The following is a 19,608-nucleotide window of genomic DNA, read 5'->3' on the forward strand; positions in this document are numbered from 1 at the left end:
CGGCCATGCTGCTGCGCATGTCGACCACGCTGATCCGGACACTGCGCGAGGACCCGGCCGACGCGGAGGTGCCGAGTCACCGGCTGCTACTGCGCGCCGGTTACCTGCGCCGCGCCGCTCCCGGCGGGTACACCTGGCTGCCGCTGGGCAAGCTGGTGCTGGACCGGGTCGCCGAGATCGTCCGGGCCGAGATGACCGCGATCGGTGACCAGGAGGTGCACTTCCCGGCGCTGCTGCCGGCCGAGCCGTACCGCACCAGCGGACGCTGGACCGAGTACGGCGACGACATCTTCACGCTGGCCGACCGGCGTGGCGCCGAGCACCTGCTCGCCCCCACCCACGAGGAGTTGGCCGCGCTGCTGGTGAAGGACCTGTTCACCTCCTACCGCGACTTCCCGGTCACGTTGTTCCAGATCCAGACCAAGTTCCGCGACGAGGCCCGGCCCCGTGCCGGACTGCTGCGCGGACGCGAGTTCCTGATGAAGGACGCATACTCCTTCGACCTGGACGAGGCGGGGCTGCGCGCGGCGTACGACCGGCACCGGGACGCGTACCGGCGGGTCTTCGACCGGCTGGGCCTGGAGTACACGGTGGTGCACGCGACGTCGGGGGCGATGGGCGGTTCCGCCTCGGAGGAGTTCCTGGCCATCGCGCCCGTCGGCGAGGACACGTTCGTGGGCTGCACGGACTGCCACTACGCGGCCAACACGGAGGCGGTGACCACGCCCGCCCCGGCAGCCGGTGACCCGCTGGCCCAGCCGCCCGTCGAGGTGCACGACACCCCGGAGACGCCCACCATCGCCAGCCTGATCGCGCTGGCCAACGACCGTCGACTCGCCGGACGCGACGACTGGACCGCCGCCGACACCCTCAAGAACGTCGTGCTGACCGTACGCCGACCCGGCATCGACGAGACCGAACTGCTCGTCGTCGGGGTACCCGGTGACCGCGAGGTCGACCTCAAGCGGCTGGCCGCGGTGCTGGCACCGGCCACCGTGGACATCTTCGACGCCTGGGACGAGCGGCCCGACCTGGTCCGGGGCTACATCGGGCCGCAGGTCTTCGACAAACTCGGCATCCGCTATCTGGTCGACCCTCGGGTGGTGCCGGGCACCGCCTGGCTGACCGGGGCGAACGAGCCGGGACGGCACGCCACGAACGTGGTCTGTGGCCGCGACTTCACCCCGCACGGCACCGTCGAGGCGGCCGACGTACGCCCCGGCGACCCCTGCCCCGCCTGTGTCGGCGGGAGCCTGACCATGCGTCGGGGCATCGAGATCGGACACATCTTCCAACTCGGCCGCCGCTACACCGACGCCTTCGCGGTCGACGTCCTCGGGCCGCAGGGCAAGCCGGTACGCCCCACCATGGGCTGCTACGGCATCGGGGTGTCCCGGGCGGTGGCCGCGATCGCCGAACAGCACCACGACGACCGGGGACTGGTCTGGCCGGCGGCGATCGCCCCCTGCGACGTACACCTGGTGGCGGCCGGCAAGGGTCCCCAGGTCGAGGCGGCGCTCGACCTGGGCACCCGGCTGGCCGCCGCCGGCCTGCGGGTGCTGGTGGACGACCGGGCCGGAGTCTCCGCCGGGGTGAAGTTCACCGACGCCGAACTCATCGGCATCCCGCGCACCGTCGTCGTCGGCCGCCGCCTCGCCGACGGGTACGTCGAGGTGCGTGACCGGTCCACCGGAGAACGTGCCGAGATCCCGATGGAGAACGTGACGGACCATCTCGTCGAGGAGTTGGCGCGAAACGTGGTGTAGCGGTCACATAACGGGGTACGGCATCCCGATCGGCAGATGGTGTTCTGGAGGCTCTCATGACCGAGTATCGGGTCGTCGACGTGATGACCAAGCAGGTGATCTACCTGTCGGCGGAGACCACACTGGACGAGGCCGCCCGGGTGATGCGGGACGCCGACATCGGCGACGTGGTGGTGACCGACGGTGCCGAACTGGCCGGCATCCTCACCGACCGCGACATCGTGGTCCGGGCGGTCGCCGAGAACGCCAGTGCGACGACCGCCACCATCGGCTCGATCCTCACCCGCGAAGTCGTGATGATCGAGCAGTTCTGCACCGCCGCGAAGGCCGCCGCCCTGATGCGCGAGCGCGGCATCCGCCGCATCCTCGTCTGCGACCACGAACGCAAGCTGGTCGGCATCGTCTCCCTCGGCGACCTGGCGATGCAGCTCGACCCCACCTCCGCCCTCAGCGAGATCAGCGAACAGGCCCCCCAGGTGTAGGGACAGGTGTAAGGAAGGGCCCCTTCTTAACGCCTACGGTAGAGAAGGGGTCCCCTATTAACACCCACCGCGCACTGCACCATGCGCGACCGTGGTCGCGGCCGTACTCCGGCCGCGACCGCAGCGCCGAGCACGCCGCCGGTAGCCTGGCGGAATGCCCGAGATGCCGACCAAGCTGGCGGAGATCGTCGACGAGTTCGCTTCCGCACCCCGTGAGGTGGTGTTGGAGATGCTGCTGGAGTACTCCGACGCGGTGCCGCCGCTGCCCGACGGCCAGACCGGCCACGAGGGCATGGAGCAGGTGCCGGAGTGCCAGACGTCGTTCTTCCTGCGCGCCGAGGTGACGCCCGAGGGCATCGTCCGCACCCTGTTCGACTGCCCGCCGGAGGCGCCCACCACCCGTGCGTTCGCCGGCATCCTCGCCGAAGGGCTGGCCGGCGCGAGCCCGGAGCAGGTGCTCGCCGTCCCGGACGACCTGTACCAGCGGATGGGTCTGGCGCAGGCGATCAGCCCGCTGCGGGTACGCGGCGGCAATGCCATCCTCGCCCGACTCAAGCGCCAGGTCCGCGAACAGGTCGGCTGACCCCACCAGCAGGTGCGAAAGCAGGTCGGCTGTCTTCACGTGGCAGACGCGGAAGCGGCCTGACCGTCTCGATGCGGCAAGCGCGGAAGCGGGTCGGGTCACTCACCGGCAGGTACGGGAACAGATCGGCGTACCGGCGGGTTGTCTCCGGGCATGGAGATCGACATCTACGCCGACGTGGTCTGCCCCTGGTGCTGGATCGGCCTGCGTCGCCTGGAGGAGGCCCTCGCCTCGTACGACGGTGAGGTCACCGTCCGGCATCGCCCCTTCCAGCTCGACCCGTCCCCGGTGGCCGAGCCGGTGCCGCTGCTCGACGCGTTGGCCGCGAAGTTCGGCGGTCCGGAGCGGGCCCAGCAGATGGCCGCGCAGGTCACCGAGATCGGTGCGAGCGTCGGGCTGGAGCTGAACTTCTCGCAGGCGATCGCGGCGAATACGTTCCAGGCGCACCGGCTGATCGACTGGGCATCCGAGCAGGGCCGTGGCACCGAGGCGGTGAACGCCCTGCACAAGGCCCACTTCACCGACGGCGTCGACATCGGCGACCGGAAGGCGCTCGCGGAGATCGCCGCCGGGGTCGGGTTGGACGGCGCGGAGGCCCGCCGCTTCCTCGACTCCGAGGAGGGCGTCACCACTCTCGACGAGGAGCTGACCGAGGCGCGGCAGCTCGGCATCACCAGTGTGCCGACCTTCGTGTTCGCCGGGAAGTACGGAGTCTCCGGCGCCCAGGATCCGGCCACCCTGCTCGCCGCACTCAACGAGGTCGCGGAGCGTGAGGCCGCCGACTCCTGACCCATCGACGGCGGCTATGTTTCACGTGCAACCACATCGACGCCGTTCGACAGTCAGACCGACTTGGCCAGGCCCTCCACCACCCGCGCGCCGGGCAACACGGCCAACGCCGGGCCCGGCAGGGCGATCTTGCTGTGCCGCACACCCGACCCGATGATCACGTACGGTGCGGCCACCACCCGGGCGTCGACCAGGATCGGCCACTCCGGCGGCAACCCGATCGGGGTGATGCCGCCGTACTCCATGCCGGTCGACTCGACCGCGTCGGCCATCGGCGCGAAGCTCGCCTTGCGTACGTCGAGCGCGCGCCGGGCCACCCCGTTGACGTCGGCCCTGGTGGTGGCCAGCACCACGCAGGCCGCGTACCGGACGACGCCCTCCCGCTTGCCCGCGACCACCACGCAGTTGGCCGACTCGTCCAGCCCCACCTGGTACGCGTCGCAGAAGGCGGCGGTGTCGGCGAGTTCGGCGTCGATCGCCGCGACCACTACCGCGTCGACGTCCACCGGCGCGTCGGCGGGCCACTGCGCCAGCGCGTCGGCGACCGGTGCGGCCAACAGGTCGGGGCGACCACAGGCGGGCTCGGTGTGCAAAGTTCCCATCACGGGTGCGATCGTCGCATCCGGGGCGGGTGCGTTGGTCACCGAGGGCAGCGGCCAGCCGTGGAGCGACCGGCAACAGGACACACCAGTCCCATCGCCGGTCAGCCGTTGGTCAGGAAGCCGTGTTCCTGGAGCATCGCCCGGTCCCGGGCGACGGCCATCTCCTCCGCCCGCTCCGCCTGCACGCGGCGCGCCTCGATGTCCTCCAAGGCGTGTCGGACCGCGAGCCGGATCACCCCGTAGAGGAAGACGAAGCCGCAGACGTACAGGAGGCAGGTGACGACGAACGTGAGCATGAGCCGACGGTATGGCGAACGTGAACGAGAGCGGGCGTCATCTTGTCGTCGTTCCCCCGTACGTGTCGGCCAGGTAGTCCGCCCAGGTCCGCCGACCCGTCGGGTGGGCCTCGGTGACCAGTCCACCGTCGCGCAGCTCGCGACCGAGACGGCCGGGGAACCGCACCGGCAGCATCGGTCGGCGGGACTTCCGCGCCTGCCGCCAGGTGCGTACCGCGTCGTCGAACCGCAGCACCTCGGGGCCGCCGTACTCCACGATGCCGTCGCGCGGACCGGCGCGCAGCAGCTCGATCAGCTTGTCCGCCACCTCACCGGGATCGACCGGCTGGGCCACCACCGCCCGGTCGGCGATCACCGGGCCGAGCTTGCTCGACTTCTGCAGCAGCTCGTCGAGAAACTGCGGGAACTGGGTGGCCCGCAGCACCGTCCACGGCACCCCACCGGCGGCCACCACCTGCTCGGCGGCGAGCTTGTGCCGGTAGTACACGTACGGCACGCGGTCCACGCCCACGATCGAGATATAGACCAGGTGAGCCACGCCCGCCCCGGCCGCCGCGGTGACCAGCCGGCGGGTACCGAGCACGTCGATCTCGTGGGTACGCCGGGTCGGCGAGGACGCCAGGTGCAGGATCGCGTCCACCCCGGCCACCGCCGCCGCGACGCCCGCGCCGGTCGCCAGGTCCGCCACCACCCACTCGACACCCGATCCGGTACGCGCCCGCCGGCTGGTGGCCCGCACCTGGAACCCCTCGGCGACCATCCGGGGCAGCACCGCGCCGCCGAGTCGGCCGCCCGCTCCGGTGACCAGTACCCGCATGTCAACCTCCTTCATCGACTACTCCGACGACGGGTCGAGACCGGCGCGACGTGACAGCTGTGGGCCACCTCACCGGGCCAGTTCCAGCAGGGTGAGTACGACGAAGAACGCGATCACCGCCTCGCTGACCAGCCAGGCGTGATTGTTGGCCCAGTCCCGGATCCGGGGCAGCACCGCCGCCGCCCGCCGACCCAGGAGCAGCAACGCCAGCAGCGGCAGAGCCAGCAGGGTCAGGGTGAGCAGCATGAACGGCAGCAGGTGCCACCACGGCAGACCCTGCCGGGCGGCACTGGCACCGACCGTGAGCATGGTCAGGTCATCCGCCGGCATGGCCAGGAAGAGCAACAGGCCGACGCGGAGCGCATACCGGCCGGTGGCGTGTTGGAGCCGGCCCATCCAGGCGGGTGGCCCGGAGTGGCGCCGCAGGAACACCACCACCGCCAGGACGGCCAGCAGCACCAGGACGAGCCAGTCGACGATCCGTTCGAACCGGCCGTCACGGTCGTCGACGCTGATCCGGAACAGGTGGGTGACCAGCCAGGCCAGTGTCGTGCCACCGCACACCACGATGGCCGCGCCGGCCAGGTAGCCCAGCGAGGCGGCCCGGGGCCGGTCGGAGGAGGCGAAGAAGACCGCCGCCACCAACTGGGTCCCGGCGATCATGACCACGGCCAGCGGCAGGAGAGCCAGGAAGTTCATCGCGTGCCCATCCTCCCGGCTGCCTCCGGCCCGCACTCCGGATTCGGCGGATGCGCTTGTCAGTCGGGCTCAGGCGGCCCCGATCCGTACGCCGGGCACCACCCGACCGGCGAGCAGCGCGCCGACCAACGCCAGCCCGGCCGCCGTCGCGAGGGTCACCCCGTAGCTGCCCGGGCCAGGTGCCGCGCCCGCCGCCAGCACCGCACCGGTCAGCGCCAGCACGGCGGCGGCGGCGAGCGAGTCGCACAACTGCAACGACGAACTGTTGCGCCCCTGCTCGCCGGGGGCCGACAACTCCAGGGTCAGCACCGACAGACACGGATAGAGCAGACCCATGCCGGTCCCGGCCACCGCCCAGCCGACCACGCCCACCCCGACCGGTACGGCCGGCAGCACCGTGAGGCCCACCACCGCGACACCGACGGTGATGCAGGCCAGGCCGGTTCTCGGCAGGGTGGCACGGCTGCGTGGCGCGCGGACCCGGCCCTGTAGCCACGAGCCGAACGACCAGGCGACCGCCCCGGTGGTCAGCACCAGGCCGGCTGCGGTGGGCGAGAATCCGCGTTCCCGGGAGAGCATCAGCGGGATCACCACCTCCGCGCCGACGAACGCGCCGGAGGCCAGCCCGCGCAGCCCGACCACGGTGGGCAGGCCCCGCCCGGCCCGGAGGAAACCGCCGGGCAGCAGGCGCGGGGCGCAGACCAGCAGACCGACCAGGGCCGACGCGACCAACGCCACGGCGGTGGCGCCGCGCTGCTGACCCCCGATGTGCAGCAGTGCGGCGCTCACCCCCGCCCCGCACGCCCAGCCGATCCGCGTCAGCGGACCGGACGGGTCACGCCTCGGACGCACCGGTCCGTCGACGCCGGGCTCCGGCCCGTCCGGCGAGCGGCCCGCTCCGGTAGCCCGGCCCGCGCCGATCGATCGCAGGCCCGGATGGACCAGCAGGACCGCCGGCACCGCCACCACCGGCACCGCCAGGAAGACCCACCGCCAGCCGACGTGCTCCACCACCAGGCCCGCCAGCAGCGGCCCCACCAGTGACGGCACCACCCACGCGGCGGCGAACGCGGCGAAGATCCGCCGGTGCAGGTGCTCCGGGTACGCCTTCGCGACGATCACGTACAACGCGACCGACAGCAGACCGGAGCCGAATCCCTGCACGATCCGGCCCACCACCAGCGTGCCCATCGTGATCGCGCTCCCGGCGAGCAGCAGCCCGACGACGAAGCCACCGAGACCGGACCACATCGGCCAGCGCGGTCCCCGGGCGTCGCACCAGATGCCGGAGATCACCATGGCCACCACACCCGCCGCGAACGGGCCACCGAAGGCGATCCCGTACAGGGCCAGACCGTCCAGGGCACGGGCCACGGTCGGCATGGCGGTGCCCACCGCCAGCGCCTCGAAGGCCAGCAACGAGACCAGGGCGACGCTGCCCACCGTCATCGCCCGCAGCCGAGTGGCGAAGATCGTCTCCGCCGACGCCAGGCCCGGAGCCGAGGCGGTGGCGGTCACCGAACACCCGCAGCGCGGGACGGGACCTCGACGGAACGCCGGAACGGGACGGTGAGCATGACCAGATCCTGCGACCTCAAGCCATGTTCAGGTCAAGGGTGACGCGGCTTACCCTCAGGCCGACTCCAGCGCCTCCCCGATGCCTTTGGCCAGGCCCGACAGGCGCTGGTCGGCCAGCAGGTGCCCAGCGGTGATCACCAGCGCCAACGGCCACTCGATCACCTGGAGCGCGGTGAGCACCCCGATCCCCGCGTAGTAGGCGAGCTTGTCCGGCGGCGGTACGGCCACCATGCCGAGCCATGGGATCTCCACCCGGTGGGCGAACGCCCGCAGCGTCTCCTGCGTCCCGCTGAGTTCTCGTGTCAGCGCACTCATCTCGGCCTCCCCGTGGACGACGACGCCTCCCTTGGACGACGACGCCCACCCCGGATTCCACCGCCGAGGCGGTCCATGCCCGCCGAGGCGAGAAACTTCCCCGTCCCGACGGGCATAAGGGACGCCCGGCCGGGAAGCCAGGCCGCCGGGCCCGACCGGTAGGAGGCGAGATGCGGCGACCCGTATCCGTACCGCCGCTGGTCGGCGACGCCACGCGCGGCGTCGGCGCCGCCGCGACCCGGCTGGCCCGGGCCGTCGGGCTGTCCAGCCGCCGGGTGTGGTCCCGGCCGGGACGCCACCACATCGAGGTGCACGGCGTCTGCCAGGACGGCGGCGACACGCTGGCCCGGCAGGTCGAGGCGGCCCTGGAACGGACGCCCGGCGTGCTCTGGGCCCGGGTCAACGCCCCCTCCGGACGGGTGGTCGTCGCCGTCGACACACCGGGGCCGAAGGTACGCGAGCTGATCGCCACCATCTCCCGGGTCGAACGCACCTGCCCCCACGAGCCCGACCCGGAGATCCCGCCCCCGCACCCACCCGAGGAGGGGCCGCGTACCGCCCGTACCCTCGGTGCGCTCGCCTCCGACGCGCTCGGCCTCACCATCTCCGCGGCCACCCGGATCCTGCCCGTGACCCCGGTGCCCGCCGAGGTGTCCGGCCTGCTCAGCGCCATCGACCTGCACCCGAAGCTGCACGCCCTCGCCGGTTTCGGCCTGCGTCGCGACCCCCGCGCCGAGGTCATCTTCCCGCTCGCCGAAGCGGTGGTGCAGGGCCTCACCGGCGGCTGGACGGGCATCGTGCTGGACGGTGCCCAGCGCATCGTGCAGTGGGGCGAGGGGCTCGCCCAACTGCACGCCTGGGAGAAGGCCGAACCCCGACTCACCGGAGAGCCGGACCGGGCCGTGGCCCGCTCGCCGGTCGGCGAACGTCCCTGCCCGAAACCGGACGGTGCCCCGGAGCGGTACGTCACCCGGATGCTCGGCACCGGCGCGGCGGCCTTCGCCGCCGCCACACCCGTCGTCGGTCCGAAACGCGCCGCCGCGCTGGGGCTCTCCACCCTGCCCAAGGCACCCGGCAGCGGCCGTGAGGGGTACGCCGCCCACCTCGGCCGCATCCTCGCCCGGCGGGGCGTCATCGCGATGGACCGAAGCGTGCTGCGCGAACTCGACCGGATCGACACGCTGCTCCTCGACGCCCGGGTACTCGGCTCCGACCGGGGCGTCCTGGCCGACCTGGCCCCGCTGCCCGGCGCCGACACCTCCCAGGTGGCGGCACGGGCGTTCGCCCTGTTCGAACCGGCCGCCCCGACCGACGTACGCCGACTCGACGGGTGGCGACTCGGCCCCCTCGACCACCTCGACGTCCACGATCCCGGCGACACCGACGACAGCCGCCGGCTGCGCGAACGCGGCGGCACGCTGCTCGGCCTGGCGCAGGGCGACACCCTGGCGTCCGTCCTGCGGGTGGAACCGGAACCCGCGCCCGGCGTCGACACCCTGCCCGCCGTCGCCCGACAGGCCGGCCTGCGGCTCGTCGTAGCCGGCGACGACACCGAACGGTACGCCTCCGCCGACGCGCTGCTGCCCGGCGACGACCGGCTGGCCGAATCGGTCCGCACCCTGCAACGCGAGGGAGCGGTGGTGATGGTCGTATCCGGCGACCGCGCGGCGCTCGCCGCGGCGGACTGCGGCCTGGGCATCGCCGACCCGGAGGCCGCCCCGCCCTGGGGCGCGCACCTGCTGGTCGGCACCGACCTGCGGTCGGTCGCACTGATCATCGAGGCGGCCGGGGTGGCCCGCCGGATGACCGCCCAGAACATGCGCATCGGGCTGGCCGGCAGCGGCCTCGGCGCACTCGCGGCCTTCACCGCCGACCCCGCGCTGCTACCCGGCCGTTCCCTCGCCTCGGTCAACGGCGCGGCGGCACTGGCCTTCGCGCACGGCATGTGGCGCGCCGGCCGACTCTCTGCCCGCACCGAATCGGCGGCCCCGGCCATCACCGCCTGGCACCTGATGCCGGTCCCGACCGTCCTCGACCAGCTCGGCACCGGACGCGGCGGCCTGACCGAGACCGAGGCCGAACGTCGACGCGCCGCCGGACCGGGCGAGACCTCCGGCCCCGGCGGGCTGCTACGGGCCTTCGTCGACGAACTGGCCAACCCGCTCACACCGGTGCTCGCCGCCGGAGCGGTCCTCTCCGCAAGCTTCGGCTCACTCGTCGACGCCGCCCTGGTCGGTGGCGTGGTCGGCGCGTCCGCGCTGGTCGGCGCGGTGCACCAGCGCAACACCGAGAGGTCGCTGGCCGCGTTGCTGTCCCGCTCGGCGGTCACCGCCCGGGTCTGCCGGGACGGCACGGAACGGGTGATCCCGGCCGAGGACCTCGTGCCCGGAGACGTGATCGTGCTCGAATCCGGCGACGCCGTACCCGCCGACTGCCGAGTACTGGACAGCGTCGGTCTGGAGACCGACGAATCCTCCCTGACCGGCGAGTCGCTGCCGGTCGCCAAGACCGACCAGCCGGTGGTGGCGGCCGCCGTCGCCGACCGCCGGTCGATGCTCTACGAGGGCACCACCATCGCCGCCGGACGCGGCGTCGCCGTGGTGGTCGCCACCGGCACCGACACCGAGGCCGGACGCAGCCTCGCCCTCGCCCGGCAGGCCCCGCCCGCCAGCGGCGTCGAGGCCCGGCTCGGACGACTGACCCGGGCCGCGATCCCGCTGGCAGCCGGGTCGGCCCTGGCCGTCGTCGGTGCCGGGCTGCTACGCGGCGTACCCCTGGCGCAGACCGCCGCCACCGCCGCGAACCTGGCCGTCGCCTCCGTACCGGAGGGTCTGCCGTTCCTGGTCAGCGCCGCCCAACTGGCCGCCGCCCGGCGGCTCGCCGAACACGGCGCGTTGGTCCGCAACCCACGCACCATCGAGGCGCTCGGCCGGGTCGACGTTCTCTGCTTCGACAAGACCGGCACCCTCACTGAGGGACACCTGCTGCTGGCGGGCGTCGGCGACGCCGACGGGTACGCCCCGGCCGACCGACTCGACGACCGGCTCCGGCGGATCCTCGCCACCGCGCTACGCGCCACCCCCGCCGCCGACGATCCCGAGGAACTGTCCATGCAGACCGACCGCGCGGTGCTGCGCGGTGCGACCTCCGCCGACATCCCCGAGCAGTACGCGGCCCCTGGCTGGCGCGCGATCGGCGGCCTGCCGTTCGAGCCGTCCCGGGGCTACCACGCCACCGTGGGCGAGACCGAGGGGCGGATGCTGCTCAGCGTGAAGGGCGCGCCGGAGCGCGTACTGCCCCGCTGTGCCGCCCGCCGCACCGACGGCCGCGACGAACCGCTCGAGGACGCGGGCCGGGCGGACCTGCACCGCCTGCTCGGTGAGCGCGCCGGAGCCGGACACCGCATCCTGGCCGTCGCTGAATGCGTGGTCGACGACCCCGACCTCACCGACGACGACGTACGCGGCCTGGTCTTCACCGGATTCCTGGCGATCGCCGACGGCGTACGCGACAGCGCCGCCCCCGCCGTCCGCCGGATCCGGCAGGCCGGCGTGCACACCATCATGATCACCGGCGACCATCCGGCGACCGCCGAGGCCATCGCCGCCACCATCAGCGCGGGCGACGCCCAGCGGGTGGTCACCGCCACCGAACTCGACACCCTCGACGACGACGCCCTCGCCGCCCGGCTCGCCGCCACCGACGTGGTCGCCCGCTGCACCCCCGCACACAAGGTCCGCATCATTCAGGCCTTGCAGAAGTGCGGCCGGACCGTCGCGATGACCGGCGACGGCGCCAACGACGCACCCGCCATCCGGCTGGCCGACGTGGGCATCGCCCTCGGCCAACGGGGCACCCCGGCCGCCCGCGCCGCCGCCGATCTGGTGGTCACCGACGACCGGCTGGAGACCATCATCGCCACCCTGGTCGAAGGCCGGGCGATGTGGTCCTCGGTCCGCCACGCGCTGAGCATCCTGGTCGGCGGCAACCTCGGCGAGATCGCGTTCAGCGTGCTGACCGCAGCCGCCACCGGTCAGGCCGCCCTCAACGGACGCCAACTGCTGCTGGTCAACCTGCTCACCGACATGGCACCCGCACTGGCCATCGCCGTCCGTCCACCCGGCGACGGCGACCACACCGACGGTCTGCTCCGCGAGGGCCCCGACACTTCCCTCGGCGAGACCATGACCCGAGAGATCGGGCTGCGCGCCGCCGCCACCACCCTCGGCGCCACCGCTGGCTGGACGCTGGCCCGCTACACCGGCAGCCGCCGACGCGCCGGCACCGTCGCCCTGGTCTCGCTGGTCGGCACCCAACTCGGCCAGACCGTACTGGCCGGCGGCACCAGCCCGTCCGTACTCGCCTCCACCGCCGCCTCGGTCGGCGTACTGGCCGTCGTGGTGCAGACCCCCGGCGTGAGTCAGTTCTTCGGGTGCACCCCGCTCGGACCGGTCGGCTGGACCATCGCGACCGGCTCCGCGCTCGGCGCGACCTTCGCCAACGGCGCCCTCACCAAGCTGATCGCCCGCCTACCCCAGACCGACCGCGCTCCTGCCGACAGCTCTCCCGCTGACGGCGCTGGTGGCGACGGCGCTCATGCCGACGGTGTGTCGGCTGGCGGACGCCGGGCCGAAGGAGTCCTTCGGGCCCACGGTGTCCAGGTGGAGGCTGCGCGGGGTGACGGTCACCGGGGTGACGACGCTCAGACCGAGCGTGCGCGGGCCGATGGTGCGTCGTCGAGCCCGGCGTCGTCGGACGGTCGGGCTTCCCAGGTCGGTCCCGGGCCGCAGGAATCCTGAGCGTCAGCCCGCGGAATGCCAGGTCGCGGCGGCGCGACGCAGCCGGTCGTTGACCGCCCGCCCCACCCCGCTCTCCGGCACCGGCTCGGCGACGATCTCGGTGACCCCGGCGGCATCCAACCGGTGCAGTGCCTCGAAGAGCCGCGCCGCCGCCTCGGTCAGGTCACCGGCGGTCGAGAGCACCTCCACCGCCGCCCAACCCTCCGCCGGCCGATCCCGGAACGCCAGGTAGCCGCGCCGAACCCCGTCCTCGACAGGCAACGTCCCCGCGTCCCGCAGACGCAGCGGCGTACGCGGCGCGTAGTGCGCGGCCAACGTCCCCGGCGCGACCGGCTGCCCCGAACTGCCCTGGCGCACCGTCACCGGGCCGGTGACCTTCTCCAACTCCTCGACCGGCAACGCGCCCAGACGTAGCACCACCGGACGGTCCCCCCGGGCGTCCACGATCGTCGACTCGATCCCGCACCGTGTCGGCCCGCCGTCGAGCACCACGTCCACCGCGCCGCCCAGCCCGCGTACCACGTGCTCCGCCCGGGTCGGACTGAGCTGCCCGAACCGGTTGGCGCTCGGCGCCGCCACCGGCACCCCCGCCGTGGCGATCAGCCGCCGCGCGTACTCGTTGTCCGGCACCCGTACCGCCATCGTCGCCAACCCGGAGGTGACGATCGGCGGGATCACGTCCGGCCGGTCCACGATCAACGTCAACGGTCCCGGCCAGAACCGGTCCGCCAGCGCCGCCACATCCGCCGGAACCGCCCCGACCAACGCCGCCAGGTCAGCGGCGTCGGCAAGATGAGTGATCAACGGATCGAAGCTGGGCCGCGCCTTCGCCTCGAAGATCCGGGCCGCCGCACGCGCGTCCAACGCGTTCGCCCCCAGGCCGTAGACGGTCTCGGTGGGAAAAGCCACCAACCCGCCGGTACGCAGCACCGAGGCGGCCTCGGTCAGGTCACCCTCGGCGGGCAGGACACGCGGAGATCCAGTGCTCACACCGTCGACGCTAGCCTGCGCCCGACGCCTCACCCGACATGCCCCGACTCACCCAGAGAAATCGGCGACGTACGCCGTGAGCGGCACCGCCCCGGGTCCTGTACCGCCGACCGTGGCATCGCCCCCGAGGTCCTGCTCGGCGTACTCGCCCGCGTCCCCGACGGCGGTCGTGACGACCCGCATCGGATGGGTGAAGTGCACGGTCAGGAAGCGCCAGGCCGCCCGGTTCAGGTCCGGCTGCCGAGAGTTGGGCACCCCGTCAACCTCACCCGCGTGGAACAGCAGCGGCGCGCCCACCCGATCCCGCAACACGCGGCCCAGCGATAGACGCTCCGAGCACTCCGCACAGCGCAGGAACCCCTCGTCGGACGCGTCGAAACCAGCAGACAGCAGGTCCGCGAAACCACCCTCCGGCCAGCCCGCCAGATACGCCGAGAAGGAGATGTCACCCTCCCCGTCGCCGTCCAGCATCGCCGGCAGACACCCGGTCTCCATCTGCCGATGCAACTCCGGGTCCCAGTCCCATGGCGTCCCAGCGCTCGACTAGCGCTTCGGCGTAGGAGACGATGCGCGGGGTCGGATCGAGCTCTCCACCTTCCATGCACTCCTCGTAGAGTTGGTCGTACACCGCGCCGGCTTCAACGTCGTCTCCGGGCTGCACGCCCTCCCACACTGCCAGGTCATAACTCAGCCGGAGAGTCTGCCGTCGAGATCGGTGAGATGTTGGGATGGAAGACGGCGCTCGGCATATCGACCGGGGGCGTGGGGAGCTGCACGCCATTCAGCCCCGTGCGGCGAGCCGCACCTGCTGCGCCCGCGCCGCCGCTGGACCTAATCGACCGTTCCAGGCCAGACGTTGCACCAGCTGGCACGCAGCTCCGCACGCCGTCTTGTACAATTTATTGTACGTAACATTGGGAGGCAGTATGCGAACCGTTCCTTACTCTGAGGTCAGGCAGAATCTGGCCAAGATGCTCGACCATGTCGTGGACGACGCCGAGGAAGTGGTGGTGACCCGCTCCGGCCGGGAGGCCGCGGTCATCATCTCGCTGCGCGAGTACGAGTCGTTGAAGGAGACGGCCTACCTGATGGCCAGCCCCGCCAACGCGCGCCGGCTGAATGAAGCCGTCGAAGAGCTGCGCAACGGGGGTGGGGAGATGCGCGACCTGATTGACCCCGACGCCAGCTCAGGCGAGGCACCGGCAGCGTGAAGGTCCAATTCGCCGGCCGAGGCTGGGAAGATTACCTGACCTGGCAACGAGATCGTCAGATGCTCAAACGAGTGAACGCCTTGATCGAGGACATCAGACGCAACGGCCACCAGGGCATCGGCAAGCCGGAGCAGCTCCGCGGCAATTGGGCGGGATTCTGGTCGAGACGCATCGACCAGGAGCACCGCCTCGTATACCGGATCCTGGACGACACAGTGCAGATCGCACAGTGCCGCTACCACTACGAATGAGGTAACCCGGCCAGCCGCCGAGGAATACCGCCCTGCGGCGGTCCGATCCAACGACGGCGGCAGCAGCAGCTTCCGCCCCCGTGGGGCTCTCGCACCAGCAGCCCGGTGAACCCACACGCGGCGACCGCAACGGTCTCTGGCAACCGTTCGGGGAGCGCTCGGCAGACGGTCGGCCGTGGTGTGCAGCGTGAACCAGCACGGCGGACGGCCAGCCGTGCACCGTGACCGTCACTCGCTCGTGGTGGCCGCGCACCCGCCCCAACAGCTCAGCAGGCTGATTCCTAAAGCCGTCGGGGCGTCTGCCGTTCCTTCAGATGCCACGCCGCCGGTCCGCATGGCGATCACATCCCGCCCCCAAAACAGCAGGCCAGGAAGGTGAGTGGAGCCCAGGGGACTCGAACCCCTAACCCCTGCCTTGCAAAGGCAGTGCTCTGCCAGTTGAGCTAGGGCCCCGTACGCGGGCTGAGACGCCCGTCGGTGACGGTCAGCGCAGGTCCGGGGAGGTGGTGGCCTCGTGCCAGAGCGCGCGCTCGTCGTTCGCTTCCTTGATCTTCATGGCCACCACGGCGGCCACACCGACGACGCCGGCCAGGATCAACAGCTTCTTGAACATGGGGCCTGCCCCTTACGCTCGACGCACCGTCGGACCATTGCGGTGGGGCTAGCTGGAATCGAACCAGCGACCTCAGAGTTATCAGCTCTGCGCTCTAACCGACTGAGCTATAGCCCCGCGTAGCGACGAGCAAGGTTAACCCATCCGCTCACGCCGCCCCAAATCGGGGTGGGCCCTCGGGACTGCCCGACACCGTCGTACTCGAACCTACCCGAGAGCCGGTGGTGAGCCCACCGAGATACCCGGGACGCCCCGGGTCGGGGGCGGAAACGGCGACCGGGCCGGCCGCGAAGATCGGCCGGCCCGGAGGCGATGTTGCTCAGGTGTCAGTCGCGCTCGGCGAGCGTCAGCTCGATGCCGCCGACCAGGTCGGCGCAGACGTTGTAGACGAACGCACCGAGCGTGGCCAGCGCGGTGAACAGGACGACGTTGACCAGGCCGATCAGCGCCGAACTGAAGATCACGCCGCGTGCGGTGATCTGGAAGCCGCTGGTGCCCTGCCCACCGCCCGCGTTGACCAGGTCGGCCAGGCTGTCGTTCACGCTGGCGAAGACGCCCATCGCGTCCAGCGCGAGGTAGAGCACCGACGTCGCGACCACGATGACGATGAACAGCACCACCGACACCGCAAACGCGAACTTCATCACGGACCAGGGGTCGATCCGCTTGAGGTTCAGTCGGGCCCGGCGCGGTCCGCGCGACGCGGCCGAGCTGACTGAGGTACGCGCGGCGCGTACCGCCTCGCCCACTCGCGCGGCACCGACGGCCGACGAGCCGACTCCCGGAGGCAGACCGCCCCCGTTCGTCGGGCGGCCACCCGTACCGAGCGGGCGAGTGGTGTCCGGCCTCGCCCCGAGGCCGGTGATCCGGGGCTGGGTACCTGTCGTCCCGGTGCTCGCCGCCGGCAGCACGCCGGTGGTGCCCGGCGAGGACTGACCCGGGCGAGGCCCGGTCGTCGACGCGGTCGACGGCTTGCCGGCGGCGCTAGCGACAGCTGTCGGTGTGCCCGGGGAGCCGGCGGCCTCGGTGCCCGGCTTGTCGCCGGACGCCTCGGCGTCCTTCCCGTCTGTGGGCTTGTCGGGCGGCGGAGCCATACCGGGGGCCCGAGTGAACTTCGGGGCAGGCGCGTCGGCCGGGACGGTCGCCCGGCCCACGGCCGCGCGGCCGGTTGCTGGCGTGCCGGTCTTCGCGGCGTCCTCGTCGACCGGGTTGGCCGAGGTCCCCGCGTTCCCCGACTTCGCCTGTGTCTCCGTCATTCAACTAGTCCTGTTCGTCAGGCTCGTCGGCATTGCGAGCAATCGCCACGATAGTCACGCCATCCGGGAGGTCCATCAGCTTGACCCCCATTGTGTTCCGGTCGCGTGTACGGCGTACAGGCTTCACCGGAGTCCGGATAACGCCACCGTTGCTAGTGATGGCAAACAGCTCGTCGTCCGGGTCGATCACCACAGCGCCGACCAGACCACCGCGCCGTTCGGTGATCTTCGCAGTCAGTACGCCCTTACCTCCCCGGCCCTGGACCGGGTATTCCTCGATCGGGGTACGTTTCGCGTATCCCCCGTTCGTGGCGACGAGCACGTCCAGCCCCTCGCGGACGACCTCCATGGCCAGCAACTCGTCTTCGTCGCTGAAGCGCATGCCGATCACACCCGACGTGGCCCGACCCATCGGCCGCAGGGCCTCGTCGGTCGCGTTGAAGCGGATCGCCTGGGCGTTCTTGGAGACCAACAGCAGGTCCTCGCCGGGATCGACCAGCGCAGCACCGACCAGCTCGTCCTCATCGCGGAGGTTGATCGCGATGATTCCGCCGGACCGGTTGGAGTCGAACTCCTCAAGCCGCGTCTTCTTCACCAGGCCGTTCTTCGTCGCCAGGACCAGGTAGGGCGCCACCTGGTAATTCGGGATCTCGATGATCTGTGCGATCTGCTCGTCCGGTTGGAACGCGAGCAGATTGGCCACGTGCTGGCCCTTGGCCACCCTACTGGCCTCCGGAAGCTCGTACGCCTTGGCCCGGTACACCCGCCCCTTGTTGGTGAAGAACAGCATCCAGTCGTGCGTCGAGCAGACGAAGAAGTGGCTGACGATGTCGTCCTGCCGCAGCGTGGCACCGCTGACACCCTTGCCGCCACGCCGCTGCGAGCGGTAGAGATCCACCTTCGTCCGCTTGGCGTACCCGGTGCGGGTGATGGTCACCACCACGTCCTCGCGGGCGATGAGGTCCTCCATCGAGACCTCGCCGTCGAACGGGATGATCTGGGTACGCCGGTCGTCGCCCCACTTCGCGACGATCTCGCCCAGCTCCTCCGAGACGATCCGCCGCTGCCGCTCCGGCTTGGCCAGGATGTCCTTGAGGTCGGCGATCTCGACTTCCAGCTTTGCCAGGTCGTCGAGGATCCGCTGCCGCTCCAGCGCGGCGAGGCGGCGAAGCTGCATGTCCAGGATCGCGGTCGCCTGGATCTCGTCGATCTCCAGCAGCCGGATCAGGCCCTGCCGGGCGTCCTCGACCGTGGGCGAACGCCGGATCAGGGCGATCACCTCGTCCAGGGCGTCCAACGCCTTGGCCAGACCTCGCAGGATGTGCGCCCGCTCCTCGGCCTTGCGCAGCCGGAAGGCCGTCCGCCGCCGGATCACCTCGATCTGGTGCTCGACGTAGTAGCGGATGAACTGCGCCAGGTTCAGCGTGCGCGGCACCCCGTCAACCAGCGCCAGCATGTTCGCGCCGAAGGTCTCCTGGAGCTGGGTGTGCTTGTAAAGGTTGTTCAGCACGACCTTCGCGACCGCGTCGCGCTTGAGCACCAGCACGATCCGCATGCCGGTACGCCCGGAGGACTCGTCGCGGATGTCGGCGATCCCGCCGAGCTTGCCCTCCTTGATCAGCTCGGCGATCCGCTCGGCCAGGTTGTCCGGGTTCACCTGGTACGGCAGCTCGCTGACCACCAGCGCCGGCCGGCCACGCTTGTCCTCCTCGACCTCCACCACCGCGCGCATCCGGATCGAACCCCGACCGGTGCGGTACGCGTCCTGGATGGCGGACTGGCCGACGATCAGACCGTGGGTGGGGAAGTCCGGACCCTTGACGATCTCCAGCAACGCCTCAAGCGTGGTGGCCTCGTCCGCCTCCGGGTTCTCCAGGCACCACTGCACCGCCGCGCCGATCTCCCGCAGGTTGTGCGGCGGAATCTTGGTCGCCATGCCGACCGCGATGCCCTCGGAGCCGTTGATCAGCAGGTTCGGGATCCGCGACGGCAGGATGGTGGGCTCCTTGGCCCGGCCGTCGTAGTTGTCCTGCAGGTCGACGGTGTCCTCGTCGATGTCCCGCAGCATCTCCATGGCGAGCGGGTCGAGCTTGCACTCGGTGTAGCGCATGGCGGCAGCCGGATCGTTTCCGGGCGAACCGAAGTTGCCGTTGCCGTCCACCAGCGGGTAACGCAGCGACCAGGGCTGGGCCATCCGGACCAGGGCGTCGTAGATGGCCGAGTCCCCGTGCGGGTGGAACTGGCCCATCACGTCGCCAACGACGCGCGAACACTTGACGTAACCACGGTCCGGCCGGTAGCCCGAGTCGAACATGGCGTAGAGGATCTTGCGGTGGACCGGCTTGAGCCCGTCCCGGACGTCCGGCAGCGCCCGCCCGACGATGACGCTCATCGCGTAGTCGAGGTAGGAGCGCTGCATCTCCACCTCGAGCCCGACCGGCTCGATGCGGTCGTGGGCGACCACGGCAGCCGGCGCCTCGGGGACCTCGGGCTCGTTCGGTGTGGACTCGGGGGAATCGGTCACTGTTAACCCTTATCAGACTGAGAGTCGTTTTTGTGCC

The 19,608-nt window shown here is 71.5% G+C and carries 16 protein-coding genes, 2 tRNA genes and 3 pseudogenes; 7 read left to right on the forward strand and 14 right to left on the reverse strand.

The genetic code is table 11. The features are described 5' to 3' along the window. Positions 1-5: 5 nt before the first annotated feature. The 4 genes and pseudogenes from ACZ31C_RS04210 to ACZ31C_RS04225 form a co-directional block, all read left to right on the forward strand. Positions 6-1,766, forward strand: coding sequence for a proline--tRNA ligase (locus ACZ31C_RS04210; protein WP_465794110.1), 1,761 nt, complete (start codon positions 6-8; stop codon positions 1,764-1,766). A 56-nt stretch (positions 1,767-1,822) separates the two neighbouring features. Further along, positions 1,823-2,248, forward strand: coding sequence for a CBS domain-containing protein (locus ACZ31C_RS04215; RefSeq protein WP_350697960.1), 426 nt, complete (start codon positions 1,823-1,825; stop codon positions 2,246-2,248). 154 nt (positions 2,249-2,402) lie between these two features. Continuing rightward, positions 2,403-2,831 carry a SufE family protein gene (locus ACZ31C_RS04220; RefSeq protein WP_449943703.1) on the forward strand — a complete coding sequence of 143 codons (429 nt, stop codon included), beginning with the start codon at positions 2,403-2,405 and terminating at the stop codon, positions 2,829-2,831. 135 nt (positions 2,832-2,966) lie between these two features. Further along, positions 2,967-3,620: pseudogene (locus ACZ31C_RS04225) on the forward strand (DsbA family oxidoreductase); the annotation flags it as partial. Positions 3,621-3,673: 53 nt separating this feature from the next. On the opposite strand, the gene ACZ31C_RS04230 reads toward ACZ31C_RS04225, so the two are convergent. The 6 genes from ACZ31C_RS04230 to ACZ31C_RS04255 form a co-directional block, all read right to left on the reverse strand. Next, a complete protein-coding gene (locus ACZ31C_RS04230; protein ID WP_465794360.1) occupies positions 3,674-4,222 on the reverse strand; it encodes a YbaK/EbsC family protein in 549 nt (182 codons plus the stop codon). A 101-nt stretch (positions 4,223-4,323) separates the two neighbouring features. Further along, positions 4,324-4,518 (reverse strand): hypothetical protein, encoded by a 195-nt coding sequence (locus tag ACZ31C_RS04235; RefSeq protein ID WP_117227917.1) that lies wholly within the window; start codon positions 4,516-4,518, stop codon positions 4,324-4,326. A 37-nt stretch (positions 4,519-4,555) separates the two neighbouring features. After that, on the reverse strand, positions 4,556-5,335 hold the full coding sequence (locus ACZ31C_RS04240; RefSeq protein ID WP_465794111.1) for an SDR family oxidoreductase: 780 nt from the start codon (positions 5,333-5,335) through the stop codon (positions 4,556-4,558). A gap of 69 nt (positions 5,336-5,404) precedes the next feature. Then, positions 5,405-6,034: a GAP family protein gene (locus tag ACZ31C_RS04245; RefSeq protein ID WP_465794112.1), complete on the reverse strand. Its 630-nt coding sequence runs from the start codon at positions 6,032-6,034 to the stop codon at positions 5,405-5,407. A 69-nt stretch (positions 6,035-6,103) separates the two neighbouring features. Beyond that, positions 6,104-7,552, reverse strand: coding sequence for an MFS transporter (locus ACZ31C_RS04250; RefSeq protein WP_465794113.1), 1,449 nt, complete (start codon positions 7,550-7,552; stop codon positions 6,104-6,106). Positions 7,553-7,666: 114 nt separating this feature from the next. Next, positions 7,667-7,927 (reverse strand): hypothetical protein, encoded by a 261-nt coding sequence (locus ACZ31C_RS04255; protein WP_396743787.1) that lies wholly within the window; start codon positions 7,925-7,927, stop codon positions 7,667-7,669. Positions 7,928-8,097: 170 nt separating this feature from the next. Between ACZ31C_RS04255 and ACZ31C_RS04260 the strand changes: the two are divergent. Beyond that, positions 8,098-12,486, forward strand: a pseudogene (locus ACZ31C_RS04260) (cation-translocating P-type ATPase); the annotation flags it as partial. 243 nt (positions 12,487-12,729) lie between these two features. On the opposite strand, the gene ACZ31C_RS04265 reads toward ACZ31C_RS04260, so the two are convergent. Together ACZ31C_RS04265 and ACZ31C_RS04270 are read right to left on the reverse strand one after the other, a co-directional pair. After that, the gene (locus ACZ31C_RS04265) at positions 12,730-13,716 is read right to left on the reverse strand and encodes an L-threonylcarbamoyladenylate synthase (protein WP_465794114.1); all 987 of its coding nucleotides are present in this window, start codon (positions 13,714-13,716) and stop codon (positions 12,730-12,732) included. A gap of 48 nt (positions 13,717-13,764) precedes the next feature. Continuing rightward, a complete protein-coding gene (locus ACZ31C_RS04270; protein WP_465794115.1) occupies positions 13,765-14,211 on the reverse strand; it encodes a hypothetical protein in 447 nt (148 codons plus the stop codon). 431 nt (positions 14,212-14,642) lie between these two features. Here ACZ31C_RS04270 and ACZ31C_RS04275 point away from each other — a divergent pair, with 431 nt between their 5' ends. Together ACZ31C_RS04275 and ACZ31C_RS04280 are read left to right on the forward strand one after the other, a co-directional pair. Beyond that, entirely contained in the window at positions 14,643-14,927 is a 285-nt protein-coding gene (locus ACZ31C_RS04275; RefSeq protein WP_449956093.1) for a type II toxin-antitoxin system Phd/YefM family antitoxin, read from the forward strand. Beyond that, positions 14,924-15,178 (forward strand): Txe/YoeB family addiction module toxin, encoded by a 255-nt coding sequence (locus tag ACZ31C_RS04280; RefSeq protein ID WP_350697970.1) that lies wholly within the window; start codon positions 14,924-14,926, stop codon positions 15,176-15,178. Before ACZ31C_RS04275 ends, ACZ31C_RS04280 begins: the two co-directional genes overlap by 4 nt. A gap of 190 nt (positions 15,179-15,368) precedes the next feature. Here the strand turns inward: ACZ31C_RS04280 and ACZ31C_RS04285 are convergent. The 6 genes and pseudogenes from ACZ31C_RS04285 to gyrA all read right to left on the reverse strand — a co-directional run. Then, positions 15,369-15,452 (reverse strand): annotated as a pseudogene (locus tag ACZ31C_RS04285) (type II toxin-antitoxin system prevent-host-death family antitoxin); the annotation flags it as partial. 106 nt (positions 15,453-15,558) lie between these two features. Further along, positions 15,559-15,631: transfer RNA gene (locus ACZ31C_RS04290), tRNA-Ala, on the reverse strand. A gap of 31 nt (positions 15,632-15,662) precedes the next feature. Then, positions 15,663-15,791, reverse strand: a complete 129-nt coding sequence (locus tag ACZ31C_RS04295) for a DLW-39 family protein (RefSeq protein ID WP_223884585.1) — start codon at positions 15,789-15,791, stop codon at positions 15,663-15,665. A 43-nt stretch (positions 15,792-15,834) separates the two neighbouring features. After that, positions 15,835-15,908, reverse strand: a tRNA-Ile gene (locus ACZ31C_RS04300). A 209-nt stretch (positions 15,909-16,117) separates the two neighbouring features. Then, positions 16,118-17,047: a DUF3566 domain-containing protein gene (locus tag ACZ31C_RS04305; RefSeq protein ID WP_465794116.1), complete on the reverse strand. Its 930-nt coding sequence runs from the start codon at positions 17,045-17,047 to the stop codon at positions 16,118-16,120. 4 nt (positions 17,048-17,051) lie between these two features. Continuing rightward, on the reverse strand, positions 17,052-19,571 hold the full coding sequence (gene gyrA, locus ACZ31C_RS04310; RefSeq protein WP_465794117.1) for a DNA gyrase subunit A: 2,520 nt from the start codon (positions 19,569-19,571) through the stop codon (positions 17,052-17,054). Positions 19,572-19,608: the final 37 nt, after the last annotated feature.

This window comes from Micromonospora sp. NPDC023869 (assembly GCF_055559695.1).

What these genes read in the sequence shown, in the direction of transcription:
- ACZ31C_RS04210 (WP_465794110.1), top strand. Translation starts at nt 6, where the DNA reads ATGCTGCTGCGCATGTCGACCACGCTGATCCGGACACTGCGCGAGGAC.
- ACZ31C_RS04215 (WP_350697960.1), top strand. Translation starts at nt 1,823, where the DNA reads ATGACCGAGTATCGGGTCGTCGACGTGATGACCAAGCAGGTGATCTAC.
- ACZ31C_RS04220 (WP_449943703.1), top strand. Translation starts at nt 2,403, where the DNA reads ATGCCCGAGATGCCGACCAAGCTGGCGGAGATCGTCGACGAGTTCGCT.
- ACZ31C_RS04230 (WP_465794360.1), bottom strand. Translation starts at nt 4,222, where the DNA reads ATGGGAACTTTGCACACCGAGCCCGCCTGTGGTCGCCCCGACCTGTTG.
- ACZ31C_RS04235 (WP_117227917.1), bottom strand. Translation starts at nt 4,518, where the DNA reads ATGCTCACGTTCGTCGTCACCTGCCTCCTGTACGTCTGCGGCTTCGTC.
- ACZ31C_RS04240 (WP_465794111.1), bottom strand. Translation starts at nt 5,335, where the DNA reads ATGCGGGTACTGGTCACCGGAGCGGGCGGCCGACTCGGCGGCGCGGTG.
- ACZ31C_RS04245 (WP_465794112.1), bottom strand. Translation starts at nt 6,034, where the DNA reads ATGAACTTCCTGGCTCTCCTGCCGCTGGCCGTGGTCATGATCGCCGGG.
- ACZ31C_RS04255 (WP_396743787.1), bottom strand. Translation starts at nt 7,927, where the DNA reads ATGAGTGCGCTGACACGAGAACTCAGCGGGACGCAGGAGACGCTGCGG.
- ACZ31C_RS04270 (WP_465794115.1), bottom strand. Translation starts at nt 14,211, where the DNA reads ATGGAGACCGGGTGTCTGCCGGCGATGCTGGACGGCGACGGGGAGGGT.
- ACZ31C_RS04275 (WP_449956093.1), top strand. Translation starts at nt 14,643, where the DNA reads ATGCGAACCGTTCCTTACTCTGAGGTCAGGCAGAATCTGGCCAAGATG.
- ACZ31C_RS04295 (WP_223884585.1), bottom strand. Translation starts at nt 15,791, where the DNA reads ATGTTCAAGAAGCTGTTGATCCTGGCCGGCGTCGTCGGTGTGGCCGCC.
- ACZ31C_RS04305 (WP_465794116.1), bottom strand. Translation starts at nt 17,047, where the DNA reads ATGACGGAGACACAGGCGAAGTCGGGGAACGCGGGGACCTCGGCCAAC.